This window comes from Acinetobacter sp. S-1 (assembly GCF_059579785.1).
The window spans coordinates 2,551,437-2,574,551 of record NZ_CM184207.1 but is presented as its reverse complement, the minus strand read 5'-3'; the positions used below and the strand labels follow the sequence as shown (position 1 = coordinate 2,574,551).

Sequence of the window (23,115 nt, the reverse complement as noted above, 5' to 3'; positions counted from 1 at the left end):
TAAAACCAAAAAGAGAATATGGAAACATATTCTCTTTTTTTTATGGTGAATCAGTTTTTAGGGTTGATGTGAGCAAAGCAATTATGGCATCTGAAACTTTCTGAGTTAATGTCTTTAACTTTTGTTCTGAGTGACCAGATAAAAAATAACGATAATGATAAATATGCTGTTGGTAAGAAATGCAAATAAAAAAGGTGCCCACAGGTTTTTCTGGGGTTTCACTTCCGCCAGATTTTAATAGCCCAGTACAACTGACAATAATATCAGCTTGTTGAAATAAGCTTTGACCCAGCCTACACATTTCCTCTGTGACTTGAGGTGACTCTGCTGTGTAAGTCTCTATTAACTTTGGATCGATATTTAAAATACTAATTTTAATGCTTGGGTCGTAGCTAACTAAAGCACCCAGTAAAATATCTGCACCACTATTTTTATGAATAGAAAACTGACTTGTTAAATAACCCGAACTCGCACTTTCAATAAAAGCAATTTTGAGCTGGCGATCTTCTAATAGTTGGCAGCACTGCTGAAGCATTATTTCACCTCGAATGGTGTTTATTTATAAATAGAATCGATTTACAGATAAATTATAAAATTACAGTAAGTGATTTAGCAGTGTCGTACAAGTCTGAGATAAAAATCTATAAAACAACTTGAATATTCACTAAATGCTTGTGTAATAGTTCAGGTTTTAAAATGATCAATGTTAATTGTCGGGAAGTCTATTTATAACATTGCGACATGTTTAAAAAATTGTTAATTTTGTTCGATATAACGAACAATAACAATTTAGGATAAATGCAATGAACAATAAACAAGGACCTGCGCTGTGTATTTTAGGTTGTATTATACTGATACCAATTAACGTATGGGGTGCGCAGCCTCTAAGTGAAGGGGCCTTAGCAACACAAACAGGGGCAGTAAATGCAGCTTTACCTGTGATTATTGCGAAAGCTCAAGACGATGCTAAGAAACCAATGATAGAACAACAACAAGCACGTCAGGTGTTAGGTGATAATTATTTACAGCAAGTTCGATGGGATGCACTTAGAACAAGTGTACTTTCACCTTATCAAGAACAAAAACAAAACCATGTTATCGATAGTAAAGAAAAGAAGAAACTGGAAATGATGGCATTACCCGAAAGAGCAGACCGATTTACCAAATATGATTTTGAATCAAAAAATGTTCATGGTGAGGTTATTATTACCGTGAAGTAATAATAACCTCTAATCTTATTAATATTGATCTAGACCAGGATGCTGGATTTTCCATGCACGGTGGATTTTCTGATTACGTTTAAAATCAGGGCCAATGGTTTCAGAAGTGATTTCTTCAACCTGAAAAATAGCTTCGATCTCTTCATCCATTTCAAAACCACGATAGTTGTTTGAGAAATAGAGCGTTCCTTCACTGTTTAAACGATTCATTGCACGTTTAATGAGTGAAACATGGTCACGTTGGACGTCGAAAGTACCATAGAACTTTTTAGAGTTTGAGAATGTCGGTGGATCGATAAAAATAAGGTCATATTGTTCGTGACCTTCTTTTAACCACTCAAAACAGTCGCTCGCAAAGAACATGTGCTGTTCATCTGCGTGATCTACAGTCAGGCCATTTAAAACGAAGTTTTCTTTTGACCAGCTTAAGTAGGTATTAGATAAGTCTACACTTGTCGTGCTTGCAGCACCGCCTAAAGCAGCATGTAAGCTTGCTGTAGAGGTGTAGCTATATAAGTTCAAGAAGTGCTTACCACGAGCTTCTTGAGCAATACGTAAACGCATTTGACGGTGGTCGAGGAATAAACCTGTATCTAGGTAATCTGTCAGGTTAACTAAAATTTTAGCTTTACCTTCCTGAACGATAAAACGTTTTGAAGCTGTGCTTTGTTTTGTATATTGATTTGTACCAGTTTGGCGCGCACGTGTCTTAATGAAGATAGCATCGCGGTTTAAACCAGTAACAGCACGAATTGCAGCGAGTGCTAAATTAAAACGTTTTTTTGCTTTTTCAGGATCGATTGTTTTTGGTGGTGCATATTCCTGAACATGTAAGCGATCGCCGTATAAGTCAACAGCGACATTAAAGTCAGGTAAGTCTGCATCATACAAACGTAAGCAATAAACATTTTCTTTTGTTGCCCATTTTTTCAAGGCAGTCATATTTTTTTGCAAACGATTAGCAAAATCTTGAGCTTCTTCCATTTCAATAGGTTGAGCTTGCCAAGTTGCTAAGAATGGCTGAGTTACTTTTTCTGGCTTAATTGAACCAAAACGAATGTAAATCGGTAACTTACCATTCATTAAACGTAAAGTTTCAGGTGCTTCAAACGCTAAAACATCGGCTTGTTCAATTTGAGCTGCAATAATTGCTGCATATTGATTAGGGAAATGTTTTTGTAAAAGCGCAGATAAACCTAAGTAAAGAGAGCGGTTAGATGCTTTATCACCTAAACGTTCACCATATGGAGGGTTAGTCACAATAAATGCAGTTTTGCCTTCAGCTGAAAAATCAGGCCAGTCCGCTAAAGTACGTTCTTCAATTTGAATTTGGCCTAACTGTTTTTCAAAGCCTGCCGCAATAATATTTTCACGAGTAGCTTTGACAGCTTCCCAGTCTGCATCGTAGGCATAAAATTTAGGTAAAGGTAATTCAAGCGCCTTTTCGTGACGTTCTGCTGCTTCAGCTTTAAGTGAAAGCCAAAGTTCACGGTCATGACCATGCCAACCATTAAAACCAAAACGGCGAACAAGGCCTGGTGCACGGTCAGTTAAAATCATTAATGCTTCAATAATAAATGTACCTGAACCACACATCGGGTCGAGCACAATTTCTGGGTTGCGCTGTTGAAGCTGAGCTTTTTGTAAGATTGCCGCAGCAAGGTTTTCTTTAATTGGCGCATCCGTCATATAACGACGGTAACCACGTTTATGTAATGAATCACCTGATAAATCTAGGCAATATGTATGCTCAGTTTTACCTGCTAAAACATATAACGTAATTTCTGGTTGTTTAGTATCAATGCTCGGACGACGACCTACAGCTTCCATAAAGGAATCTACAACACCATCTTTTGCTCTAAGCGTTGCAAATTGAGTGTTAACCTTAATTTCACGTTCTGCATGTAAGCGAATAGCGAAGGTACTTTGTGGTGCAAAAATAAGTGACCAGTCAAAACTAATCGCACCTTCATAAAGCTCTTCTGCTACATCACGTGCATCGTGTGTATGTTCAAGTTCATAAGTATGAATAGGCAATAAAACACGAGAAGCAAGGCGCGACCACATACAGATGCGGTAAGCATGTTCAAGCGTCCCTTCAATGATTAAACGTCCTGCTTTACGTTCTGTCACTTTGGTGCCAAGCTGTTCTATTTCTTCTTGTAAGAGGGCTTCTAAACCATCAGCACAAGTAATCCAATAGTGGTTTAAACGTAAAGAGGTATTCATAAACTCGATTGACCAAAACATATAAATATTAACGATGCAAAGTTTAACTTATTTTGATGTGTAAAGGTTTTTAAATTATTGCAACCTATCATAATCCAACCAATAAACTGATTTTTAAAGATTAAAACAATTAAAGTGGTATGTATTTTGCTAACTCAATCCTATCAATGGTTATTTAATTAACAAACATAGCCAGTTTTTAACCATTTTATTATTTTAAATTGATGGGGTAATTATAAATGAAAGACATGATGGGGAATGGTTTTATTGCTAATGCGGATGCTTTCTCAGTAGCGACACAAATATATGTACGCATGCGTAGGGTGACGGGGCGGGTAATAGATGCAATGTACGTTGTCCAAAATAAAGATTATGCAAAATATGTCATTGCGCTTGCACTAGAAACAGAGGATGACGAATTAAAACGAAGTGTTGAGCGATTGAAATCGTTGGTTGATACAATACCAGAGCCTTCTCAAAAAGAAAAAATCGCTGTTGTTAAAGTCGATGAAGAGTCGGAAATTACCGCTGAGGATATTTATCGGGCTCAAGTTCCGCACCATTACATTGGTGCATTAAGGTAATTGCCAATAAGGTTCTAAATTTTCTGGTCAATTTAGGGCCTTATTCTGTAAAGTTCTTCTGCGAAAAGAGCGGAATTCAGCTACACTATGCACGTTTTCGCGATTCGACCCATAGGAATCCATTATGCATATTGCAGCGTTGCATCAACCGAGCCAGGTTCAGCTCAATCAAGACGGAAATTTAAAACATTTTTTAACGATTGAGGGACTTTCAAAAGAAAACCTCACCAAGATTTTAGATACCGCACAAAGCTTTTTAGATGATAATAATAATTTAATTAACCGTCCGCTCTTAGAGGGATTGACGGTTATGAATCTCTTCTTTGAAAACTCCACACGTACCCGTACTACTTTTGAAGCAGCAGCAAAACGTTTGTCTGCCAATGTACTGAACATTGATATTGCTCGTTCAAGTACTTCAAAAGGTGAAACTCTGCGCGATACGCTCTGGAACCTTGAAGCAATGGCAGCGGATATCTTTGTTGTTCGCCATTCATCTTCGGGTGCTGCACATTTCATTGCTAAAGATGTATGTCCAAAGGTCGCGATTATTAATGCAGGGGATGGACGTCATGCTCATCCGACGCAAGCGATGCTTGATATGCTTACTATTCGCCGTGAAACTAAAAAACCATTTGAAGATTTAAGCGTTGCTATTATCGGGGACATTAAACACTCTCGCGTAGCACGTTCGGATGTAGCTGCATTACAAACCCTAGGTTGTAAAGATATTCGTGTGATTGCACCGAATACATTATTGCCAGTGGGCTTTTCGGAATATGGCGAGCACGTTCGCTTGTTTAACAAGATGGATGAAGGCATTACCGATTGTGATGTGATTATTGCCTTACGTATTCAAAACGAACGTATTGACTCTCCAGCGTTATCTTCACAGTCTGAATTCTACAGAATGTATGGTTTAAACAAAGAACGTCTTGGTTTAGCTAAACCAGATTGCATTGTGATGCATCCGGGACCAATGAACCGTGGTGTAGAAATTGATTCAAGTGTTGCTGATGGAGATCAGTCGGTTATTTTGAAACAAGTAACCAATGGTATTGCAGTTCGTATGGCCGTATTGGCGTTATCGATGCAAGGCCAACTCCAAGAGCAAGGTTTAATTGAAGCGATTACGTTGTAAGGAATGGATCACATGAGTATTGTAAAAATTGAAAATGTACGTGTGTTAGACCCAATCCAAAAAACAGACAGCGTACAAACTGTATATATTGAAAATGGCAAGTTAGTTGCTCCAGTTGAGCAAGTTGAGCAAACCATTGATGGCCAAGGTAAATGGTTAATGCCAACCATGGTTGATTTGTGCGCGCGTTTGCGTGAACCGGGTCAACAGCAACATGGGACATTGAAATCGGAAGGTAAGGCAGCACGTGCCAATGGTATTTTGCATGTGATTACACCACCTGATTCAAAGCCGATTGTACAAGACAACGGTGCTCTCATTCATGGCTTGATTGAAAAGGCATGGCATGATGGGGGCATTCACATGCATATCATTGGTGCTCAAACCCAAGGTTTAAATGGTAAACAACCTGCAAATATGGCGGGCCTGAAAAAAGGCGGTTGTACTGCTGTTTCTAATGCAAATGCTGCTTTTGAAAATGACGATGTAGTTATTCGTACCTTGGAATATGCAGCGGGTCTCGGTTTAACAGTCGTGTTTTATGCTGAAGAGCCACAGATTGCTAAAGACGGATGTGCACACGAAGGCTTTATTGCTTCTCGCCAAGGTTTGCCGATGATTCCTGCAATTGCTGAAACTGTAGCGATTGCAAAATATCTGCTTATGATTGAAGCAACTGGCGTAAAAGCTCACTTTGGTTTGTTATCTTGCGGTGCATCGGTTGAATTAATCCGCGCAGCAAAAGCAAAAGGTTTACCTGTGACTGCCGATGTAGCAATGCATCAATTGCATTTAACTGAACACTTAACTGATGGTTTCAATTCACTTGCGCATGTTCGTCCACCATTGCGTTCTGAGCAAGATAAAGAACTTTTACGTCAAGGCTTAAAAGAAGGCGTGATTGATGCAATTTGTACGCATCATGAGCCTTTAAGCAGTTCAGCAAAAATGGCACCATTTGCTGAAACTCAACCGGGCATTACTGCTTTTGATACTTATGTATCTTTAGGCATTCAGCTCATTAATGAAGGTTTATTTGAACCTTTAGAGTGGGTTGAAAAAGTGACTAGCGTACCTGCGCAGGTTGCCAATATGACTACGCGTTGGGAAGATGAAGCAGGATGGGTATTAGTAGATCCTGAATTAAACTGGACAGTAAGCAAAGACACAATTTTATCACAAGGGAAAAATACTCCATTGCTGGGTCAAAACCTTACCGGTAAAGTACTTCAAACTTTTGCTAACTGATAAAACGGTTATTTAAAGTAAATTTAAAATATAAACAGGTAGATCAATAAGATCTGCCTGTTTTGTAAATACTAGATGGAAATTTGTATATAAATTATTTAAAAAACAACAAATGATTGAGCGCACATTAGAATAAAAAACTATCAGCAAAGAGAAGTATTTGAATAATCAAAAGTTGCTGGTTACGACGTATAAAATTCGGGAGAATAACCAATGTCGATAAACCCTATAGAACTGCTTAAAGAAAAAGTATCATCAACAATATTAGATAATCAGGATGGATACCTAGGCGAAAAATCGAATGCTTTATCTAAGTTTTATCCAATTTTGCTTTCACTATTAGCTGCTAAACCTGATCTTATTGGACAATTAAAAAACAGTTTGGCTCCCTCATTATCAGACCTTTTCTCTCATAATGACCAAATCAAGAATACTGTACTGACTCACTTAAGCGGTACAGCACCAAATAATGAAATAGAAGGTACACTCAACAGCGCGATTAAACCTAGTCTTAATGCAATTTCGGACGTTGCCGGAAATGATCAACAGAGTATTGTAAATTATTTACGTCAGCATGCAGAAACAATTCGTTCACATTTGCCGGGATGGGCAGTGGGTTTATTAGCTCCTTTAGGACTTGGTGCGGGCTTGTCTTCTGTTACTCCATCAACAGCACCTCCACTTGCCGCTGCGACTGAAAATACAGGCAAATCTCGTGGATTCTTGCCTATTATTGCACTTATTATTCTGGGTCTTATTATTGCTTGGTTGTGGCGTTCTTGTCAGCATAAAGAAGCTGTGCCAGCACCAGAACCAACGGCTGCCAGTGGTGTTGAGGCTACTTCCGCAGCTGCACCTGCGAGTTTAACTTTAAGCACAGATGATAAAGGTGCTGTTAGCCAGTGTCAGGCAGGTATTGGCGATCAAGGATTCTTAGCAACCCTACAAACACAAGTTAAGCAGGTTTTCTCATCAACTCAAGATTGTAACGTTGATACTAGTCAAACATATGCAGCTGGATTTACAGATAAAGATGCACTTGCTGGCGTGCTTGGTGCCTTAAAAGGTGTGCCAAATGCATCTTTAGAATGGATAGGTGACAAAATTACTTTGAAAGCAGGGGACGCAGCAGCGTTATCAGCATTAACCGCAAAAGTAAAAGCTCTTGTTCCTCACACTGAAGTTGTTTCTACGGCACCAGAAACAACTGAGCAATCCGTAAGTAATAGTTTAAGTGCTTCACAAACAGCTTTAAGCTCAATTGACCCGAACAATGTCGATGTAAATGCATTAGTAAAAGCACTTAACTTGCAAATCATTAACTTTGCGAGTGGCTCAAGTGATATTCCAGCAGACAACAAAGCTATTCTTGATCAAGCTGCAACACTTTTAAATAAAGTCAGTGGCGTGAAATTAAATGTAGGTGGTCACACTGACTCTACGGGTAATGCAGCAGCAAATAAAGCTTTATCACAACGCCGTGCTCAAGCAGTGGTCGACTATTTAACATCTAAGGGTGTAGACGGATCTAAATTAGTTGCACAAGGCCATGGCTCTGATCAGCCTGTTGCAGAGAACACGACAGAAGAAGGACGTTTTAAAAATCGTCGTATTGAGTTTTCAGTAGCTCAATAATGTTCTGATTTATGAAAAATTAGATATTTAAATTTGAAAAAAGCTTCTCATTTTGAGAAGCTTTTTTGTTGAAATAAATAGTGTTGGATTGATATGAAAATCAGTTTGGTGGGAAGTGGGCGAGTTGCCTTTCATTTGGCAAAGGCTTTATTGGGCCAAGGTCATCACATCGTACAAGTGTATGCGCGTGATTTTGAGAAAACCCAAAAGTTTGCAAAGCAATTTCAGGTAAAAGCATGTCAGTCTCTTCGCGAATTTCAACCGACCGATTTTATCATTTTAGCGGTTTCAGATAGTGCGATTGCAGAGCTTGCAAAACAAGTTCATGAATTCTTTCCTGACACACTTATGGTTCACACCTCTGGTAGCACAGATATTGAAGTCATCAGTCAGGTACATGGAAAAGCAGGGGTGTTTTATCCATTACAAACATTTAGCCTTGAAAGAGACGTTGACTGGTCAGCAACACCATTATTTGTGGAAGCGGTAACAGATACTGATCAAGAACTACTTTCAGATTTAGCAAATAGCCTAAGTAATCGAGTATATCAATACACCTCAAAACAGCGTTTAAGTTTGCATTTAGCAGCAGTATTTGCCTGTAATTTTAGTAACTATTGTTTTGATATGGCAAAGCAGGTAGTAGATAAAGAGCAGGTCGACTTTAGTTTGCTCTATCCTTTAATTATAGAAACAGCAAAAAAAGCGACTGAAAATGATCCAAAGCAAATGCAAACTGGGCCTGCGGTAAGGGGAGATCAGAATATCTTGGTAATGCATCAAGACTTATTGGCTCAAGGAAAACGGGATGATTTAAAACAGGTGTATCAACTTTTAAGTGATGGCATCGTAAAGCGCCATCACTCGGTTTAAAGCTTATTTAAAAATTAAGGTTCGCCGTTATTGCCCCATTTTAAGAAACCCGCACGTTGATTTAAACGTTCAAAATATTGGTCAACCTGCTTAAGCATTGGATGGTCAAAAGGAGTGGCTTTCCAACGTTGTACAGACAGGCCAATTGGAATATCGGCCAAGCTAAATTGTGAACCAGCAACATAGGCTTGGGTTTTTGCAAGTTGCTGATTGAGAATCTGCATATGATGATTCCAGTCATCAATACCTTGTTTTAATAAGTTTGGATCTTGATGATCTGGTGAATGTCTAAGTAAAGACATAATAGTATAAGTCCAGCTGTTATTCAGCTCGATCGCTTGCCAATCAATCCATTGGTCAACAAAAAATCTTTCTTTTGCTTGAATAGGGTAAAGCTGATGTTCTTTATCATACGCATTTACCAAATAACGGATAATACTGTTGGACTGCCAAAGGACTAAATCGCCATCTAAAACAACAGGAATTTGACCATTTGGATTTAATTGTAAATATTCAGGTGATTGAGCAGAGCGAAAGCCTCGTCCCCAGTCTTCTCTTTCATATTCAAGATTTAATTCTTCGCACAGCCATAAGACTTTGCGAACATTGATGGAATTATCGCGCCCTAAAATTTTTAACATAGTATTTTCTGACTTCTCGTGAGTTTAAGTAATTAGTTGTTGAAGCGTTCATTTTTATATTTTTAACATGATTTATGAATATTAATAAGTCTAGAGAATAGCTAAAGTGACATTTAAAGAAAATTATAATGATTGAGAGCTTTTTATTTTAGGGGGGGAATAAAGGAAGATAATATACCTCAAGAAGGGGATGCTGGTAATTAGAAGTAAAATAAGTATCTGCTTGTTACGTTGTCTGTATCCGCTTTTAGTAGGTAATAAAAAACCGCACTTCACTTCGGCGGTTCATTGAATTTTGTTTATTTACATTTGTTCTCTGGCTTGTCTAATTGCTCGCGCAGCCATTCAGAATCCTCCTGTAGATTTTCTTTAGTATATCCCATTGTTCTAACCTCTTCTGAGGCTGATTCATATTCTTTAAATCTACTTAAGATAAAGTCAAAAAGTTCAATATTTTCTTTCCATCCTTTGCAATCAAGAGCTTTGAGTTTATTAGACCTAACAAGATCTTCTTGCTCAGTTTTCGCTTCTGTGGAAATGATTTGATTTCTGTCTGATTGTGTTTGAATGTATCGTTCCATTAACTTGTAATATTTAAGTTCAAAGTCTTCTTGAGTTGAGGCAAAGCAGCCACTTGAGACAATTATGCAAATTAGAAATGCGAAAAGCTTCATTGTTATTTTCTGTCTAGTTAAAATGGTGGTTATTATTATATTTATATAACTAATAATTCAAAAGTTATTTTCATTTAAATCTTTATACTCAGTTAATTTTTAATTCTACTTATTCACTAGATTGGTTTTAAAATAAAAAAGGCCTAGTAATAAACTAGGCCTTTTTTATTATTTACTTTATCTTTTTAAAGATAAAGTCATTAATCTTATGACCTGACTCAATACCACGGCGTTCAAACTTAGTCACTGGGCGCCATTCTGGACGTGGGTAGCTGTTACCTTTACCCGCCAAGTTTTCAAGGTCTGGACGGTTGTCTAAAATATCAAGCATCCATTCAGCATACGGTTCCCAGTCTGTTGCTGCGTGGAATGTACCACCGAGCTCAAGTTTCTGTTCAACCAATTGCATACGCTCGTGAATAACAAAACGACGTTTGAAATGACGTTTCTTTTGCCAAGGGTCTGGGAAGTAAAGTTGTACACAGTTAATACTGTTGTCTGGCATTTCACGTAAAACCTGAATCGCGTCTGCATCAAGTACACGTAAGTTTTTAAGTTCCGCCATACCTGCTTCATAAAGACACTGAGCAATACCAGGTACGTGAACTTCAATACCCACATAGTTGCGTTCAGGGTTTGCTTTTGCCATAAGCACTAATGAACGACCCATACCAAAACCGATTTCAACAGTTAAAGGACGTTCTGGATGTTCGAAGTGCTGACGTAAGTCACCAACAGGATATTCCAAAATTAAATCGCGATGTTGTTCTAATGCCGTGCGTTGAGACGTATTAAGTGGTGCTGAACGACGCATAAACGTCACAATTTCACGGTGTTCAGGCAAATTGTCTAAGTCTGCAATTTGCGTTTCTAACTGATCGATCGACATAACCTTGGCAATATTGAAATTCAAATGCGGTATTTTAAGTCTTCATGTGGTCAAGTCAAATGTTTCGGTGTTTTTCTTCATGTAGATGTCATGTTCAATATTTAATCTAAGAATCTATATAAATTTCAAATGAACATATTTACTCATGAAAACTTTTCAATTACGCACACTTTCTGTGCTACTAGGGGCACTTGGTGCTTTTACATATAGTCCTTGGGCACAAGCACAGCTCATGTTTAGTCAATATGTTGACGGCAGTAGTAACCGCAAAGGTTTGGAAATTTATAATCCAGATGGGACTACAGTTAATTTAGCCGACTATGAGATTCAACAATTTAATAATGGCGGTACAGCAAAAACAGCAGTTTTCCGTTTACAAGGATCGTTAACCAGTAAGCAGAAGTTTTTGGTAGGTCGTTCTGAGTTACAGGCTGAACTTGGTAGTAAAGTCAATCAGGTCGCTGCATTATCTTTTAATGGAGATGATGCGGTTGTACTTGTTTATAAAGGTACGCCTGTAGACCGTTTTGGGCGTATTGGTGAGCGACCGGAAGCTGGATGGGGAACAGCTGTTTCAAGCTTGGGAAATAGTTTTAAGCGTATTGAAACTGAGAACCCAGCTTTAAGTATTGATGCAACTGCAGCATTTGATTTGGACCGTTCATGGTCAGCTTGGACAAATCGAAATGACTTTTCAAATTTATCGGGTTCTACAACACAGCCACCTGTTGAAACGGTGAGTTGTTCAAGCTCGGATACACCAATTGCTGATTTAGCAACCGCAGCACAAAACCAGAGCTATACCGTACGTGGGGTAATTACTGCCGACTATCGCTATGCCAATGGTTTCTCTGGTTTTTATGTTCAAACACCTGACACCAAAGCACGTGCGAATGTCAGTAATGCTATTTTTGTTTATGTTCCAAATAGCAGCGTTGTAAAAGGTGGTCAAGTTGGCGATGAAGTTATTTTGCGTGGTCGTTTAACGACTTATCAAAATCAGCTACAGATCGATCAATTACAACAAGATATTCAAACTTGTAATAGCAATATGGCAAATCAGGTACAGCCAATTAGCCTTGAACTTCCATTTGCTAGCTTAACAGGTGGTTCAACCCATTCTCCACAGCGTTATCAAGGTATGTTGGTTAAATTACCTCAGACTTTAACGGTAAGCGAGAACTACAATTACGGCCGTTATGGTGAACTATCTCTAAGCCTAGGTCGTTTATATATTCCGACTAATTTATATCCTGCACTATCTCCAGAAGCCAAAGCTCTTGCTCAGAAGAATTTATTGTCGAAAATTATTTTTGATGACGGCTATAACAACCAAAACCGTACTCCATGGTTACCGACAAATTTTAGCGCTGTCAATACGCTACGTTCGGGTTATCAACTTAAAAATGCTGAAGGGATTTTAGAATATCGTTTTAATGGTTGGCGTGTGCAACCAGTGCTTGGACGTAATCAACCTGAAGTAATTACTCAAACAAACCCGCGTCAAAATGTCATTACCAAAAATGCTAATCACATTCGTGTAGCTTCATTTAACGTTTTGAACTATGACAATGGTGCAACGGGTTTCCCAACAGAGCGTGGTGCAACCACACAAACTGAGTTTGATAAACAGCACCGTAAAATTGTGAGTGCTCTCAAAGCAATTGATGCCGATGTGTATGGTTTAATGGAAATTGCGAACAATGGTTATGGGCCTAATAGTGCAATTGCCAATTTGACCAAAGCTTTAGGTAGCGATTGGAAATACGTCGTTCCTGAAAATCTAGACCGTTTAGGTGGTGATGCAATCGCAGTTGCTATTATTTATAACAGCAAGCGTGTTAAACCTTTAAATAAACCCGTTGTGCTTGATTTGGGCGACAAGAACCGAACAACATTGGCGCAAAGTTTCCAAGCCGTTCGTGGTAATAAAACCTTTACCGTTATTCCAAATCACTTGAAATCGAAAAGCTGTAGTGGGGTGGATGCTAGCTCTATTGATGCAGACCAAAAAGATGGTCAAGGCTGCTGGAACCCGACTCGTGTGAAAGCTGTTGATCAAATTGTGCAGTGGTTGGCGAAAAATCCAACTCAAGTCCCTAAGCAAAATGCTTTACTTGTAGGGGATATGAACAGCTATGCAAAAGAAGAACCTATTTTGTCATTTGAAAAAGCAAACTACAAAGTTTTGCTTAATGACGCTAAGGTAGGACAGGGTGCAGAGGCATATAGCTATGTGTTTGGTGTTGCGAGTGATGCCAACGGTAATGGTGGAGCAGGTAATTTAGACCATGCAATTGCTGACGCAGCTCTATATCCAAAAGTAGTGAGAACCTTTGCATGGCATATCAATGCAGATGAGCCAACCGTTTTAGACTACAACGAAGAATATAAAACGGATGAGCAAAAGGCATTGTTCTATGGTGAAGATGCTTATCGTTCTTCAGACCATGATCCGGTAATTGTTGATCTGGATTTAAATGGTAAAGATTCAAGCCAGCCTGATGATGATAAGAAAAACGGTATTTTTGATTTCTTAACTGAATTAGTGAATTGGCTTAGCCAGCTTTTTAAACGTAATTAATAGAAAAATTGCGTGACGTAAATGTGTTTTATCATATTTTAAACAATCGTCACGCAAGACAACTTGCAAGGAATAAATTTTTCAAGAATATTAGATGGTATAAGTATTTTATAAGTTTACGCTTTTTTACAATTAAAGAATTGTGCAAACCTTGCAGGTTTTCTAGAAGCAATTTAAAACGTTAATATGAGATAACAAGGATCAGATATGAAATTATATTATTCGCCAGGCGCATGTTCTTTAGCTGCACATATTATTTTAAATGAAATTAATGTTGATTTTGACTTAGAACGAGTAAATTTAAAAACACATAAAACAGAAAAAGGTGCAGATTATTACGAGATTAATCCAAAAGGATATGTACCAGCTTTAGAAATTAATCCGGGTTTAATGTTAACTGAAAACGTTGCGATTTTACCTTTCCTTGCTCAGCACGATCCTAAGCAGGATTTAATTCCGCCATCAGGGATGGGCCGTGCGAAAGTATTGGAATGGTTGGGTTATTTGAACTCTGAATTGCATGATGCTTATGCAGTTTTCTTTGGGGCACCGTTAACAAGTGATGAAAAAACCAAAGCTTATGCAGAAATCGACCGTCTTTTAAAATATATCGATAACTATTTGTCTGAATCTGATTACGATTATTTGGTAAATGATAATTTTGGTCCAGCAGATGCTTATCTATTTGTTTTAACAAATTGGTCAAACTCAATTGAGCACGACTTAACACCGTATAAGCACATTATTGCATTACGTAATAAAGTTGCAGAGCGTCAATCTGTACAAATTGCGATGCGTGACGAAGGCTTAATTTCATAAAAGATTTTAAGAGCCAAAAAAAGCCCCTAATCAATAGGGGCTTTTTTATACTAAAGACGATTAGTGTTGAGCGTCTTTTTTCACTTCAGCAGCGGTATTTTCAACAGCTTGAGCTGTATCAGCAGTCGCTTTACGTGCAGTCGCTTCTGTTTCAGCTGCAGCTTTAGCAGTCGCATCAGCAGCGTGATCGGTTGCAGCATCGATCTTCTCAGCAGCATTATCAGTTGCAGTTGCAATATCGTCAGCAGCTTTATCACCAGCAGATTTGATATCAGCACTTGCTTGTTGAGCAGCATTTTCTAAGTGTTCACCTGTAGTTGCGCCAGTTTCTGGAGCTTTATCTTTATTACAACCAACAAGGGCAACAGTCGCAGCAAGACCTAAAGCAACAAGTAATTTATTCATTGTGTTTTTCCTTCTAATTCATGGCATCCAAATATGGATGTCTAAAATATAAACATAAAGTAAATGATTAATAAAGATCGAAAATTGTTAAAAAGTTGTAACTCTAGTATTAAAAAAGCCTAGCATTTTGTAATGCTAGGCTTGAAATAAATAATAATGATTTTGACCGATTTTACTGCCCAGAACGTATGATGTAATCAAACGCAGAGAGCGATGCTTTAGCGCCTTCACCTGTAGCAATAATGATTTGCTTGTAAGGTACAGTGGTACAGTCACCCGCAGCAAATACACCTTGTACATTGGTTTCGTTGCGGTCATTGACAATGATCTCGCCACGGTTGGTTAACTCAACTTCACTGTCTTTCAAGAAGTCAGTATTTGGCAGTAAACCAATCTGTACAAAGATCCCTGCAAGCTCGACCACATGCTCTTCATCAGTCGCACGGTCTTTATATTTAAGACCAGTCACTTGTGAACCATCACCTAACACTTCTGTACTTAAGGCATTCATAATCACCGTTGTGTTTGGCAAGCTATGCAATTTGTTTTGCAACACTTGGTCTGCACGAAGTTTAGTATCAAACTCAACTAAAGTGACATGCTCAACAATCCCTGCAAGGTCAATCGCAGCTTCAACACCTGAGTTACCGCCACCAATCACGGCAACACGTTTGCCTTTGAACAACGGACCATCACAGTGTGGGCAGTACGCGACACCACGGGTACGGTATTCTTGCTCACCCGGTACATTCATTTCTCTCCAACGTGCACCTGTTGAAAGGATTACGGTTTTCGATTCAAGTTTCGCACCGTTTTCAAGTTCAACTTCAACCAAGCCATTTGCAGTCTGGTTGGCACCTGTGATTTTGCTGACACGTTGCAGGTTCATGATATCGACATCATATTCACGGACATGGGCTTCCATCTCGGCAGCAAACTTAGGACCTTGAGTCTTTTGCACAGAAGTGAAGTTTTCAATGTCCATGGTGTCCATGACCTGACCACCAAAGCGTTCAGCCACGATACCGGTATTAATACCTTTACGTGCAGCATAGATTGCTGCTGTTGCGCCCGCAGGACCACCACCAATCACCAACACATCAAAAGCATCTTTGGCATTGAGTGCCGCTGCATCTTTTTCAGCTGAGTTAGTGTCGAGTTTCGCCACTATCTCTTCAAGCGTCATACGACCTTGACCAATGTGTTCGTTGTCTTGGAATACCATCGGTACTGCCATGATTTTGCGTTGTTCCACTTCGTCTTGGAAGAATGAACCGTCAATCATGGTTGCCGTGGTGTTCGGGTTATAAATGGCAATCAGGTTAAGCGCCTGTACCACGTCCGGACAGTTATGACAGCTGAGTGATACAAACACATCAAAGTTGGCTTTGAGGTTTAAACCTTTAATCTGGTTAAGTACTTCATTTGACACTTTAGGTGCATAGCCAGACACCTGTAACAGTGCCAAGATCAAAGACGTAAACTCATGGCCCATAGGTAAGCCTGCAAAGAACACACGAGGTTGTTCACCTGCTTTACCCACACCAAAGCTTGGACGACGTGTATTATTACCGTCAAAACGGGCAGTCACCTTGTCAGAAAGCTCAGCGATTTCACTCACCAACTCTTTAATTTGAGCTGCTTTGTCTGATTCATCTAAGGCAGCAACTAATTCGATTGGACTTTCTAGACGTTCTAAGTAAGCTTTTAATTGAGTTTTAATGTTTTGATCTAACATCTGTTTTTTACTCCAATGCATCCAAATTCTTTCAATAGATGCATAGTACGTGAAAACACAGAATAGGTGAAACAGTATGTTTTTATAGATTTAATCGGTTTTTTGAATTATTGAGGCTATTAATAAGTAAGATCAATAATTTATCTCTAAAATGTTCTTTTTTATGTTTTGTAGTGTTTTAAAGTGAAAGTATTTAAAAATTTATATATATGTTATATGGCTGTAAAGATTTTATGTCATAACATTAAAAGGTACTTTCATGTCATTGCAACGCGGCATTTATCAGCATTATAAAGGTAATCTCTATCAAGTTTTTTCTGTGGCAAAACACAGCGAGACTGAAGAAGAGTTAGTCGTTTATCAGTGTCTTTACGGTGACTATTCAACTTGGGTACGTCCGCTAAATATGTTTACTGAAACGGTGCAAATGGCTGATGGAAGCATCGTGCCGCGTTTCAAGTTAATTCAAAGCACTTAACTCAAACGACTTTTATATAAAATAACGATTTTAAAGGGTGAATATATGCCAAATACTTTTTTCTTACAAAGAGTTGCCGATTTATATGACACCTTTAAACGACATGATGCACAGCAGACAGATCGTTTGCTGCGGTATCGTAATATTGAGGCGGAGTCTGCAAAATTACTATCGCAATTTATTCGGATGCAGCAAGCTAAATCAATTTTAGAAATTGGGACTTCAACAGGTTACTCTACTTTATGGCTTGCTGAGGCTGCTCAAGCTACTCATGGAAAAGTAACCACGCTTGAAATTGATGCCAATCGTAGTAATGAAGCTAAACGCCATGCGACTGAACTGGCATTAGATGAATTGGTAGATTTTTGGGTTGGAGATGCAGCCGACTATTTAAAAGAAACTCATGAAACTTTCGATTTTATTTTGTTAGATGCTGAGCGTCCTGCGTATGAGAATTATTGGCCAGATTTAAAACGGCTGATGAAGCCAAAAGGTGGCGTACTCATTATTGATAATGTTATTTCACATGCGGCTGAAGTCAGCTCATTCTTAGCTTTAATTAAAAAAGATGAAAATTTTATGAGCAGTATTTTGCCTGTAGGCGCTGGTTTATGCATTGTAGTGGCAAGGTAAGCCATTTAAAAATCTGATTTATTCATTCATAAAGGCCTGTTCAAAGCAGGCCTTATTTCATTATGTTATGAAGCATTCACTAAAGATAGGCGAGTAAAGTGTAAGTCGAATTCTAAATATTTATGTACAAAAGCAGCTTTGTCTGTTGATCGTAATAAGTTGTCATAAATAAATTCTGGTACAGGATGATAAAGTTCGCCTGAACCATCGCTATAAAATATTTTTAGATGACGTGAAGTCGCATTGTATTTCCATGAAGTGACTGCCACAGTATTCGCCATAAATTTTTCCCCTTTTATTTCATATTACTTAAGCTCAAAAAACATTGGTTGTTTATTCGACATTACTCAAACTTCATGTAATGGGGAAGGGCATAATTGTAAAAGTATCAGTAGAAAATGTGATGTGCTTATTCAAAACAAAAGAACCATCCGATGAGGGATGGTTCTTTGAGTTTTTAAAATCTAATAAGAGATTAGATTTTACCAACTAGGTCGATAGATGGAGCAAGAGTAGCTTCGCCTTCTTTCCATTTAGCTGGGCAAACTTCACCTGGGTGAGCGTGTACGTATTGAGCAGCTTTTACTTTACGAAGAAGTTCAGACGCGTCACGGCCGATACCACCAGCGTTGAGTTCAACGATTTGGATTTTACCTTCTGGATCGATAACGAAAGTACCACGGTCAGCTAAACCTTCAGATTCGATAAGAACGTCGAAGTTTTTAGAAAGAGTCCAAGTTGGGTCACCAACTAATGGGTATTGGATTTTTTTGATTTCTTCAGAAGTGTCGTGCCAAGCTTTGTGAGTGAAGTGTGTATCAGTAGATACAGCATAAATTTCAACACCAAGTTTTTGGAATTCAGCGTAGTTGTCAGCTAAGTCACCAAGTTCAGTTGGACAAACGAAAGTGAAGTCAGCTGGATAGAAGAATACAACAGACCATTTACCTTTAAGGTTAGTTTCGTTAACTTCAACAAATTGGCCGTTGTGGTAAGCAGTTGCTTGGAATGGTTTAACTTCAGTATTAATCAAGCTCATCATTGTCTCCATGATTGAGGTTTATATTTAAACTTGTTTACGAGATGTAGAATAAATAAAAATTCTTTATTGGGGAAATAGTATTTTTACATGACTAAAATCGGAAAATCGAATAAGTGATAAATTTACGATTTTTAAGTCCCCACACACTGTATTCGATTTGACTGCAAAAACATGTAAATCAAATGACAGTTATCGTAAAAGAAACTTGCCTAACAACATGAAGTCTAGTGAATCAAAATTCAAGGGTAAAATTTTAAAAAATTAAAAATATATAAAAAACCAACTATTTTACCTTATGGTCATTAGAGCGTAAAATAGAGGATTGTTGTATTTTCAGGAAAATTTGTCTGTGCAGAATGATTTAAATATTGATCAGTGGGTGATGGCAAGAGATCGTTACCGTTTAAATCGTTTGCGTAAAGATAAAAAAGCCAATACAGCAGAGATTGAAAAATTATTTGAACAATCTAATGCCAAAGTAAGGCAGCGATTTGAACGTCTTCCTAAAATCAAACTGAATCAGGATTTACCTGTTTCCCAATATGCAGACCGTTTAATTGATGCGATTCAAAAGCATCAGGTGATTATTGTGGCAGGTGAGACGGGTTCAGGTAAAACCACCCAGCTTCCTCAGATTGCAATGCTAGCGGGCCGTGGTTTAACGGGAATGATTGGTCATACCCAGCCACGTCGTTTAGCTGCACGTAGTGTTTCTCAGCGTATTGCAGAAGAAGTCGGCGAAAAGCTTGGCGAATCGATTGGTTTTAAAATCCGTTTTAATGAACAAGGTTCGCAGGACTCTATCGTAAGGTTAATGACCGATGGTATTTTGCTTGCCGAGTTAGGTAATGACCGTTATTTGTCTAAATATGACACGATCATTATTGATGAAGCGCATGAACGCTCACTCAATATAGATTTTATTATGGGCTATCTAAAGCAGTTACTACCAAAACGCCCAGATCTAAAAGTTATCGTGACTTCGGCAACTTTAGATGTAAATCGCTTTAGTAATTACTTTAATGACGCACCTATTTTTGAAGTAGAAGGGCGTAGTTATCCTGTCGAAGTACTTTATCGCCCAATTTCAGAAATGAATATTGGTGGTAGTGATGACGATGAGTTTGATGATTTTGAAGAAAACCTTCCGCGTGCAGTGGTACAAGCGGTAGAAGAATGCTTTGCTGATGCAGAAGCAAAAGGTCACCCTGAACATGCCGATATTCTGATTTTCTCAAGTACCGAACAAGAAATTCGAGAATTGCAGGAAACCTTGCAAAAGTACGGGCCAAGACATACCGAAATTTTACCGTTGTATGCGCGTTTAGCTGTTTCTGAACAACAGAAGATTTTTAGTCCGGGTGGAAAAGGTCGTCGTATTATTATTGCGACGAACGTGGCCGAAACTGCACTTACGGTTCCAAATATTCGCTATGTGATTGATAGCGGTTTTGCTCGTATATCGCGTTATAACTACCGTTCTCGTGTACAACGCTTACCAATTGAAGCAATTTCTCAGGCTGCGGCCAATCAGCGAAAAGGGCGTTGTGGTCGTATTGCTCCGGGTGTGTGTATCCGTTTATATAGCGAAGAAGACTTTTTAAGTCGTCCTGAATTTACCGAACCTGAAATTAAACGAACCAACTTAGCATCTGTTATTTTGCAAATGCAGAGTTTAGGGTTAGGTGAGTTAGAAAACTTCGATTTTATTGAGCCGCCAGATTTCCGCCTAGTCAATGATGGCCGTAAGTTGCTGATTGAGTTAGGCGCACTTAACGAGAAGAAAAACGAACTGACTAAAGTCGGTCAAATGATGGCTCGTATGCCAATTGACCCGCGACTCGCTCGTATGATCGTGGGCGGTGCTCATTTTGGCGTACTCAAAGAAATCTTAATTGTAGTAAGTGCTTTAGCTGTTCAGGACCCGCGTGAGCGTCCGGCAGATAAACAAATGCAAGCTGACCAAAAGCATGCATTATTCAAAGAAGCGGATTCAGATTTTCTGTTTTATTTAAAACTTTGGGAGACTTTAAATCCTAAAGGCGAAGCAGGAATGTCTGAAAATAAACGGCGTCAATTTGCCAAGCAGCATTTCTTAAGCTGGTTGCGTTTACGTGAATGGAAACAGACACATCAGCAATTGGTTGAGTTAGCCGAAGGCTTAAAACTGAGCTTTAATGAAAAACCTGCGAATTATGAAAACTTGCATCGTGCATTGCTGACAGGTTTATTATCCTTCATTGCCAATAAAACTGATGAACGTAATACCTTTATGGCGGTGCGTCAGCAAAAGGCCAAAGTTTTCCCTGCAAGTACGCTGCATAAAACCAATACCTCTTGGGTGATGGCTTTTGAGATGGTCGAAACCTCTCAAGTGTACTTACGTACTTTAGCCAAAATTGACCCTGAATGGATTTTGCTTGCTGCACGCGACTTGTTGAAATATCACTATTTTGAGCCACATTGGTCTAAGAAAGCGGGAATCATCAATGCGTATGCGCAAATTTCTTTATTTGGTTTAATTATTGAGCCAAAGCGGTTAATTAATTTTGAGAAAGTTGACCAACCTGCTGCTCATGAGATTTTCTTACGCGATGCATTAACTACGGGTAACTTGGGTACAGTTCCACCATTTTTAAAACACAACTTACTTAAACTTGAAGAAGTAGAGCGAGTTGAAGATAAATTGCGACGCCGTGATTTGGTGGTGGATGAAGAAACAATTTATCAGTTTTATGCGTCGAAAATTCCTGAGGAAATCGCGAGTCGCCGTAGTTTTGAAGACTGGCGTGCAACGGTAGAAGCAAATAATCCTCGTTATTTATTTATTGACGATGATGCGCTCTGGCTCAATGATCGGCCAACTACGCAGCAATTCCCAGATCATTTACACAATGGGCAGCTGCGTTTAGCAACCACATATCATTTTGACCCGAGCCATGACGAAGATGGTGCCACTGTTCAAATTCCTGTACAGGCGCTGCCTCAAGTTGATGAAAATATCTGGTCATGGGGAATTCCAGGTTGGCGACAAGATTTAATTGAGGCTTTACTCAAAGCTTTACCTAAAGACAAGCGTCGTAATGTGGTGCCAATTCCTGATACAGCTCGTAAGCTCATGCAAGGGGTTGATGCGGTACATTTACGTGAACATATTTTTAGTTATTTAGCTTTTGCCTTGCGTGGTGAGCAAATTACTGAAAAAGATTTCTCGTTTGAACGTATTGATCCATATTTGGTACCTTTCATTAAAGTGATTGATGAAAAAGGTAAGCTGATTGCGAAAGGGCGTGATTTACCTGAGTTAAAAGCACGTTGTCGCGTAGAAACGCATCGTCCAGTTAAACAGCAAAAAGGTGAGTTTAAGGACTTTCCTGAAAACTTTACTTTCGAGGCTTCTCATAAAGTTACGGGCGTTGTAGTAAAGCAATATCAGGCTTTAGTTCCGACCAAGGCTTTTGCTGACCTCGAGGCTAAAGATGAGTCAGGCATTGTTATTCAAACGTTTAACGATCAGGCTGAGGCGATTAAACAGCATCGTGAAGGTGTTATTCGTCTAGTCCATATGCAACTTGGCGATTTGGTTCGTCAGTTGAAAAAGCAGATTTCAAAACCGCTCGCGTTGGCTTATTCACCTTTGGGCGATAAAGCTAAGCTTGAGCAGATGTTAGTCTATGCAACCTTGCAAATGGCAATTACGACTTTGCCAATTAACGCTGACGAATTTAATAAGCTGCTAGATCAGGTCAAAAAACAATTTTTGAGTTATGGTCAGCAAGCACTTGAGCAATTAAGTGATATTTATATTCAGTGGCAGCAAATTCGTCGTCAGCTTTTAGTACTTGATCCAGACGTATTTGGACGCAGTATTGATGATATTGAAGATCAGTTAGATTTAATGTCACTTGGCAATTTTGTTTACCGTCAACCAGTCGATCTTTGGCAGGAATATCCGCGATATTTAAAAGCACTGCTATTGCGTTTAGATCGATTGCCAAATAATCTACAGCGAGATCATGCTGCAATTGACGAAGTCGATCCATGGATGGACAAGGTGTTTAAATTCAAAAACGATCCAAAAATCAAAGAATTGTATTTGATGTTGGAAGAATTCCGCATTTCTTTATTTTCTCAACCGATGAAAACCAAGATGCCTATTTCGCCAACTCGACTGCAAAAGTTATGGGATCGTTTGGGAATCAGTTAAGATAGATCGGGGTCTGTTTATGCTGTTGTTTAGCCTACAACGCAATTTATAAATGAAAGATTAACAGACCCTATT

Annotated in this window: 20 protein-coding genes; 11 read left to right on the top strand and 9 right to left on the bottom strand. The window is 38.8% G+C overall.

Annotated features, from left to right (window positions below; all coding sequences use genetic code 11):
- Positions 1-40: 40 nt before the first annotated feature.
- Positions 41-535, bottom strand: a complete 495-nt coding sequence (locus AC52J8_RS12285; protein WP_086400103.1) for a CinA family protein — start codon at positions 533-535, stop codon at positions 41-43.
- A gap of 268 nt (positions 536-803) precedes the next feature.
- Between AC52J8_RS12285 and AC52J8_RS12280 the strand changes: the two genes are divergently transcribed.
- A complete protein-coding gene (locus AC52J8_RS12280) occupies positions 804-1,220 on the top strand; it encodes a hypothetical protein (RefSeq protein WP_002121561.1) in 417 nt (138 codons plus the stop codon).
- Positions 1,221-1,238: 18 nt separating this feature from the next.
- Here AC52J8_RS12280 and rlmKL read toward each other — a convergent pair whose 3' ends face one another.
- Positions 1,239-3,449, bottom strand: a complete 2,211-nt coding sequence (gene rlmKL / locus AC52J8_RS12275; RefSeq protein ID WP_057074211.1) for a bifunctional 23S rRNA (guanine(2069)-N(7))-methyltransferase RlmK/23S rRNA (guanine(2445)-N(2))-methyltransferase RlmL — start codon at positions 3,447-3,449, stop codon at positions 1,239-1,241.
- Between the two features lie 239 nt (positions 3,450-3,688).
- Here rlmKL and AC52J8_RS12270 point away from each other — a divergent pair, with 239 nt between their 5' ends.
- From AC52J8_RS12270 to AC52J8_RS12250, 5 genes are all read left to right on the top strand, one after another.
- Complete coding sequence (locus tag AC52J8_RS12270) at positions 3,689-4,033, top strand: hypothetical protein (RefSeq protein WP_086400102.1); 345 nt, start codon at positions 3,689-3,691, stop codon at positions 4,031-4,033.
- Positions 4,034-4,157: 124 nt separating this feature from the next.
- Positions 4,158-5,174, top strand: coding sequence for an aspartate carbamoyltransferase catalytic subunit (locus AC52J8_RS12265; RefSeq protein ID WP_002121555.1), 1,017 nt, complete (start codon positions 4,158-4,160; stop codon positions 5,172-5,174).
- Positions 5,175-5,186: 12 nt separating this feature from the next.
- Entirely contained in the window at positions 5,187-6,422 is a 1,236-nt protein-coding gene (locus AC52J8_RS12260) for a dihydroorotase (RefSeq protein WP_005076972.1), read from the top strand.
- Between the two features lie 213 nt (positions 6,423-6,635).
- Complete coding sequence (locus AC52J8_RS12255; protein WP_086400101.1) at positions 6,636-8,057, top strand: OmpA family protein; 1,422 nt, start codon at positions 6,636-6,638, stop codon at positions 8,055-8,057.
- Between the two features lie 93 nt (positions 8,058-8,150).
- Entirely contained in the window at positions 8,151-8,930 is a 780-nt protein-coding gene (locus AC52J8_RS12250; protein WP_086400100.1) for a Rossmann-like and DUF2520 domain-containing protein, read from the top strand.
- A gap of 14 nt (positions 8,931-8,944) precedes the next feature.
- Here AC52J8_RS12250 and AC52J8_RS12245 read toward each other — a convergent pair whose 3' ends face one another.
- From AC52J8_RS12245 to trmB, 3 genes are all read right to left on the bottom strand, one after another.
- Positions 8,945-9,571: a glutathione S-transferase family protein gene (locus AC52J8_RS12245; protein WP_086400099.1), complete on the bottom strand. Its 627-nt coding sequence runs from the start codon at positions 9,569-9,571 to the stop codon at positions 8,945-8,947.
- Positions 9,572-9,870: 299 nt separating this feature from the next.
- Positions 9,871-10,245: a hypothetical protein gene (locus AC52J8_RS12240; protein WP_017386358.1), complete on the bottom strand. Its 375-nt coding sequence runs from the start codon at positions 10,243-10,245 to the stop codon at positions 9,871-9,873.
- 172 nt (positions 10,246-10,417) lie between these two features.
- Positions 10,418-11,134 carry a tRNA (guanosine(46)-N7)-methyltransferase TrmB gene (gene trmB, locus AC52J8_RS12235; protein ID WP_002121537.1) on the bottom strand — a complete coding sequence of 239 codons (717 nt, stop codon included), beginning with the start codon at positions 11,132-11,134 and terminating at the stop codon, positions 10,418-10,420.
- 145 nt (positions 11,135-11,279) lie between these two features.
- On the opposite strand from trmB, the gene AC52J8_RS12230 reads away from it, so the two are divergent.
- Positions 11,280-13,718 (top strand): ExeM/NucH family extracellular endonuclease, encoded by a 2,439-nt coding sequence (locus AC52J8_RS12230; RefSeq protein WP_086400098.1) that lies wholly within the window; start codon positions 11,280-11,282, stop codon positions 13,716-13,718.
- 207 nt (positions 13,719-13,925) lie between these two features.
- A complete protein-coding gene (locus AC52J8_RS12225) occupies positions 13,926-14,537 on the top strand; it encodes a glutathione binding-like protein (RefSeq protein ID WP_002121577.1) in 612 nt (203 codons plus the stop codon).
- 60 nt (positions 14,538-14,597) lie between these two features.
- Here AC52J8_RS12225 and AC52J8_RS12220 read toward each other — a convergent pair whose 3' ends face one another.
- The gene (locus tag AC52J8_RS12220) at positions 14,598-14,942 is read right to left on the bottom strand and encodes a hypothetical protein (RefSeq protein WP_002121546.1); all 345 of its coding nucleotides are present in this window, start codon (positions 14,940-14,942) and stop codon (positions 14,598-14,600) included.
- 172 nt (positions 14,943-15,114) lie between these two features.
- Entirely contained in the window at positions 15,115-16,680 is a 1,566-nt protein-coding gene (ahpF, locus tag AC52J8_RS12215; protein ID WP_086400223.1) for an alkyl hydroperoxide reductase subunit F, read from the bottom strand.
- Between the two features lie 259 nt (positions 16,681-16,939).
- Between ahpF and AC52J8_RS12210 the strand changes: the two genes are divergently transcribed.
- Positions 16,940-17,158 carry a DUF1653 domain-containing protein gene (locus AC52J8_RS12210; RefSeq protein ID WP_032006575.1) on the top strand — a complete coding sequence of 73 codons (219 nt, stop codon included), beginning with the start codon at positions 16,940-16,942 and terminating at the stop codon, positions 17,156-17,158.
- Positions 17,159-17,203: 45 nt separating this feature from the next.
- The gene (locus tag AC52J8_RS12205) at positions 17,204-17,791 is read left to right on the top strand and encodes an O-methyltransferase (protein WP_032037833.1); all 588 of its coding nucleotides are present in this window, start codon (positions 17,204-17,206) and stop codon (positions 17,789-17,791) included.
- A gap of 65 nt (positions 17,792-17,856) precedes the next feature.
- Here the strand turns inward: AC52J8_RS12205 and AC52J8_RS12200 are convergent, their stop codons facing one another.
- Entirely contained in the window at positions 17,857-18,072 is a 216-nt protein-coding gene (locus tag AC52J8_RS12200) for a KTSC domain-containing protein (protein WP_005070287.1), read from the bottom strand.
- Positions 18,073-18,266: 194 nt separating this feature from the next.
- Positions 18,267-18,830, bottom strand: a complete 564-nt coding sequence (gene ahpC, locus AC52J8_RS12195; protein WP_003652649.1) for an alkyl hydroperoxide reductase subunit C — start codon at positions 18,828-18,830, stop codon at positions 18,267-18,269.
- Positions 18,831-19,182: 352 nt separating this feature from the next.
- Between ahpC and hrpA the strand changes: the two genes are divergently transcribed.
- Positions 19,183-23,040, top strand: a complete 3,858-nt coding sequence (gene hrpA / locus AC52J8_RS12190) for an ATP-dependent RNA helicase HrpA (RefSeq protein WP_086400097.1) — start codon at positions 19,183-19,185, stop codon at positions 23,038-23,040.
- Positions 23,041-23,115 lie beyond the last annotated feature (75 nt).

What these genes read in the sequence shown, in the direction of transcription:
- AC52J8_RS12285 (WP_086400103.1), bottom strand. Translation starts at nt 535, where the DNA reads ATGCTTCAGCAGTGCTGCCAACTATTAGAAGATCGCCAGCTCAAAATT.
- AC52J8_RS12280 (WP_002121561.1), top strand. Translation starts at nt 804, where the DNA reads ATGAACAATAAACAAGGACCTGCGCTGTGTATTTTAGGTTGTATTATA.
- rlmKL (WP_057074211.1), bottom strand. Translation starts at nt 3,449, where the DNA reads ATGAATACCTCTTTACGTTTAAACCACTATTGGATTACTTGTGCTGAT.
- AC52J8_RS12270 (WP_086400102.1), top strand. Translation starts at nt 3,689, where the DNA reads ATGAAAGACATGATGGGGAATGGTTTTATTGCTAATGCGGATGCTTTC.
- AC52J8_RS12265 (WP_002121555.1), top strand. Translation starts at nt 4,158, where the DNA reads ATGCATATTGCAGCGTTGCATCAACCGAGCCAGGTTCAGCTCAATCAA.
- AC52J8_RS12260 (WP_005076972.1), top strand. Translation starts at nt 5,187, where the DNA reads ATGAGTATTGTAAAAATTGAAAATGTACGTGTGTTAGACCCAATCCAA.
- AC52J8_RS12255 (WP_086400101.1), top strand. Translation starts at nt 6,636, where the DNA reads ATGTCGATAAACCCTATAGAACTGCTTAAAGAAAAAGTATCATCAACA.
- AC52J8_RS12250 (WP_086400100.1), top strand. Translation starts at nt 8,151, where the DNA reads ATGAAAATCAGTTTGGTGGGAAGTGGGCGAGTTGCCTTTCATTTGGCA.
- AC52J8_RS12245 (WP_086400099.1), bottom strand. Translation starts at nt 9,571, where the DNA reads ATGTTAAAAATTTTAGGGCGCGATAATTCCATCAATGTTCGCAAAGTC.
- AC52J8_RS12240 (WP_017386358.1), bottom strand. Translation starts at nt 10,245, where the DNA reads ATGAAGCTTTTCGCATTTCTAATTTGCATAATTGTCTCAAGTGGCTGC.
- trmB (WP_002121537.1), bottom strand. Translation starts at nt 11,134, where the DNA reads ATGTCGATCGATCAGTTAGAAACGCAAATTGCAGACTTAGACAATTTG.
- AC52J8_RS12230 (WP_086400098.1), top strand. Translation starts at nt 11,280, where the DNA reads ATGAAAACTTTTCAATTACGCACACTTTCTGTGCTACTAGGGGCACTT.
- AC52J8_RS12225 (WP_002121577.1), top strand. Translation starts at nt 13,926, where the DNA reads ATGAAATTATATTATTCGCCAGGCGCATGTTCTTTAGCTGCACATATT.
- AC52J8_RS12220 (WP_002121546.1), bottom strand. Translation starts at nt 14,942, where the DNA reads ATGAATAAATTACTTGTTGCTTTAGGTCTTGCTGCGACTGTTGCCCTT.
- ahpF (WP_086400223.1), bottom strand. Translation starts at nt 16,680, where the DNA reads ATGTTAGATCAAAACATTAAAACTCAATTAAAAGCTTACTTAGAACGT.
- AC52J8_RS12210 (WP_032006575.1), top strand. Translation starts at nt 16,940, where the DNA reads ATGTCATTGCAACGCGGCATTTATCAGCATTATAAAGGTAATCTCTAT.
- AC52J8_RS12205 (WP_032037833.1), top strand. Translation starts at nt 17,204, where the DNA reads ATGCCAAATACTTTTTTCTTACAAAGAGTTGCCGATTTATATGACACC.
- AC52J8_RS12200 (WP_005070287.1), bottom strand. Translation starts at nt 18,072, where the DNA reads ATGGCGAATACTGTGGCAGTCACTTCATGGAAATACAATGCGACTTCA.
- ahpC (WP_003652649.1), bottom strand. Translation starts at nt 18,830, where the DNA reads ATGAGCTTGATTAATACTGAAGTTAAACCATTCCAAGCAACTGCTTAC.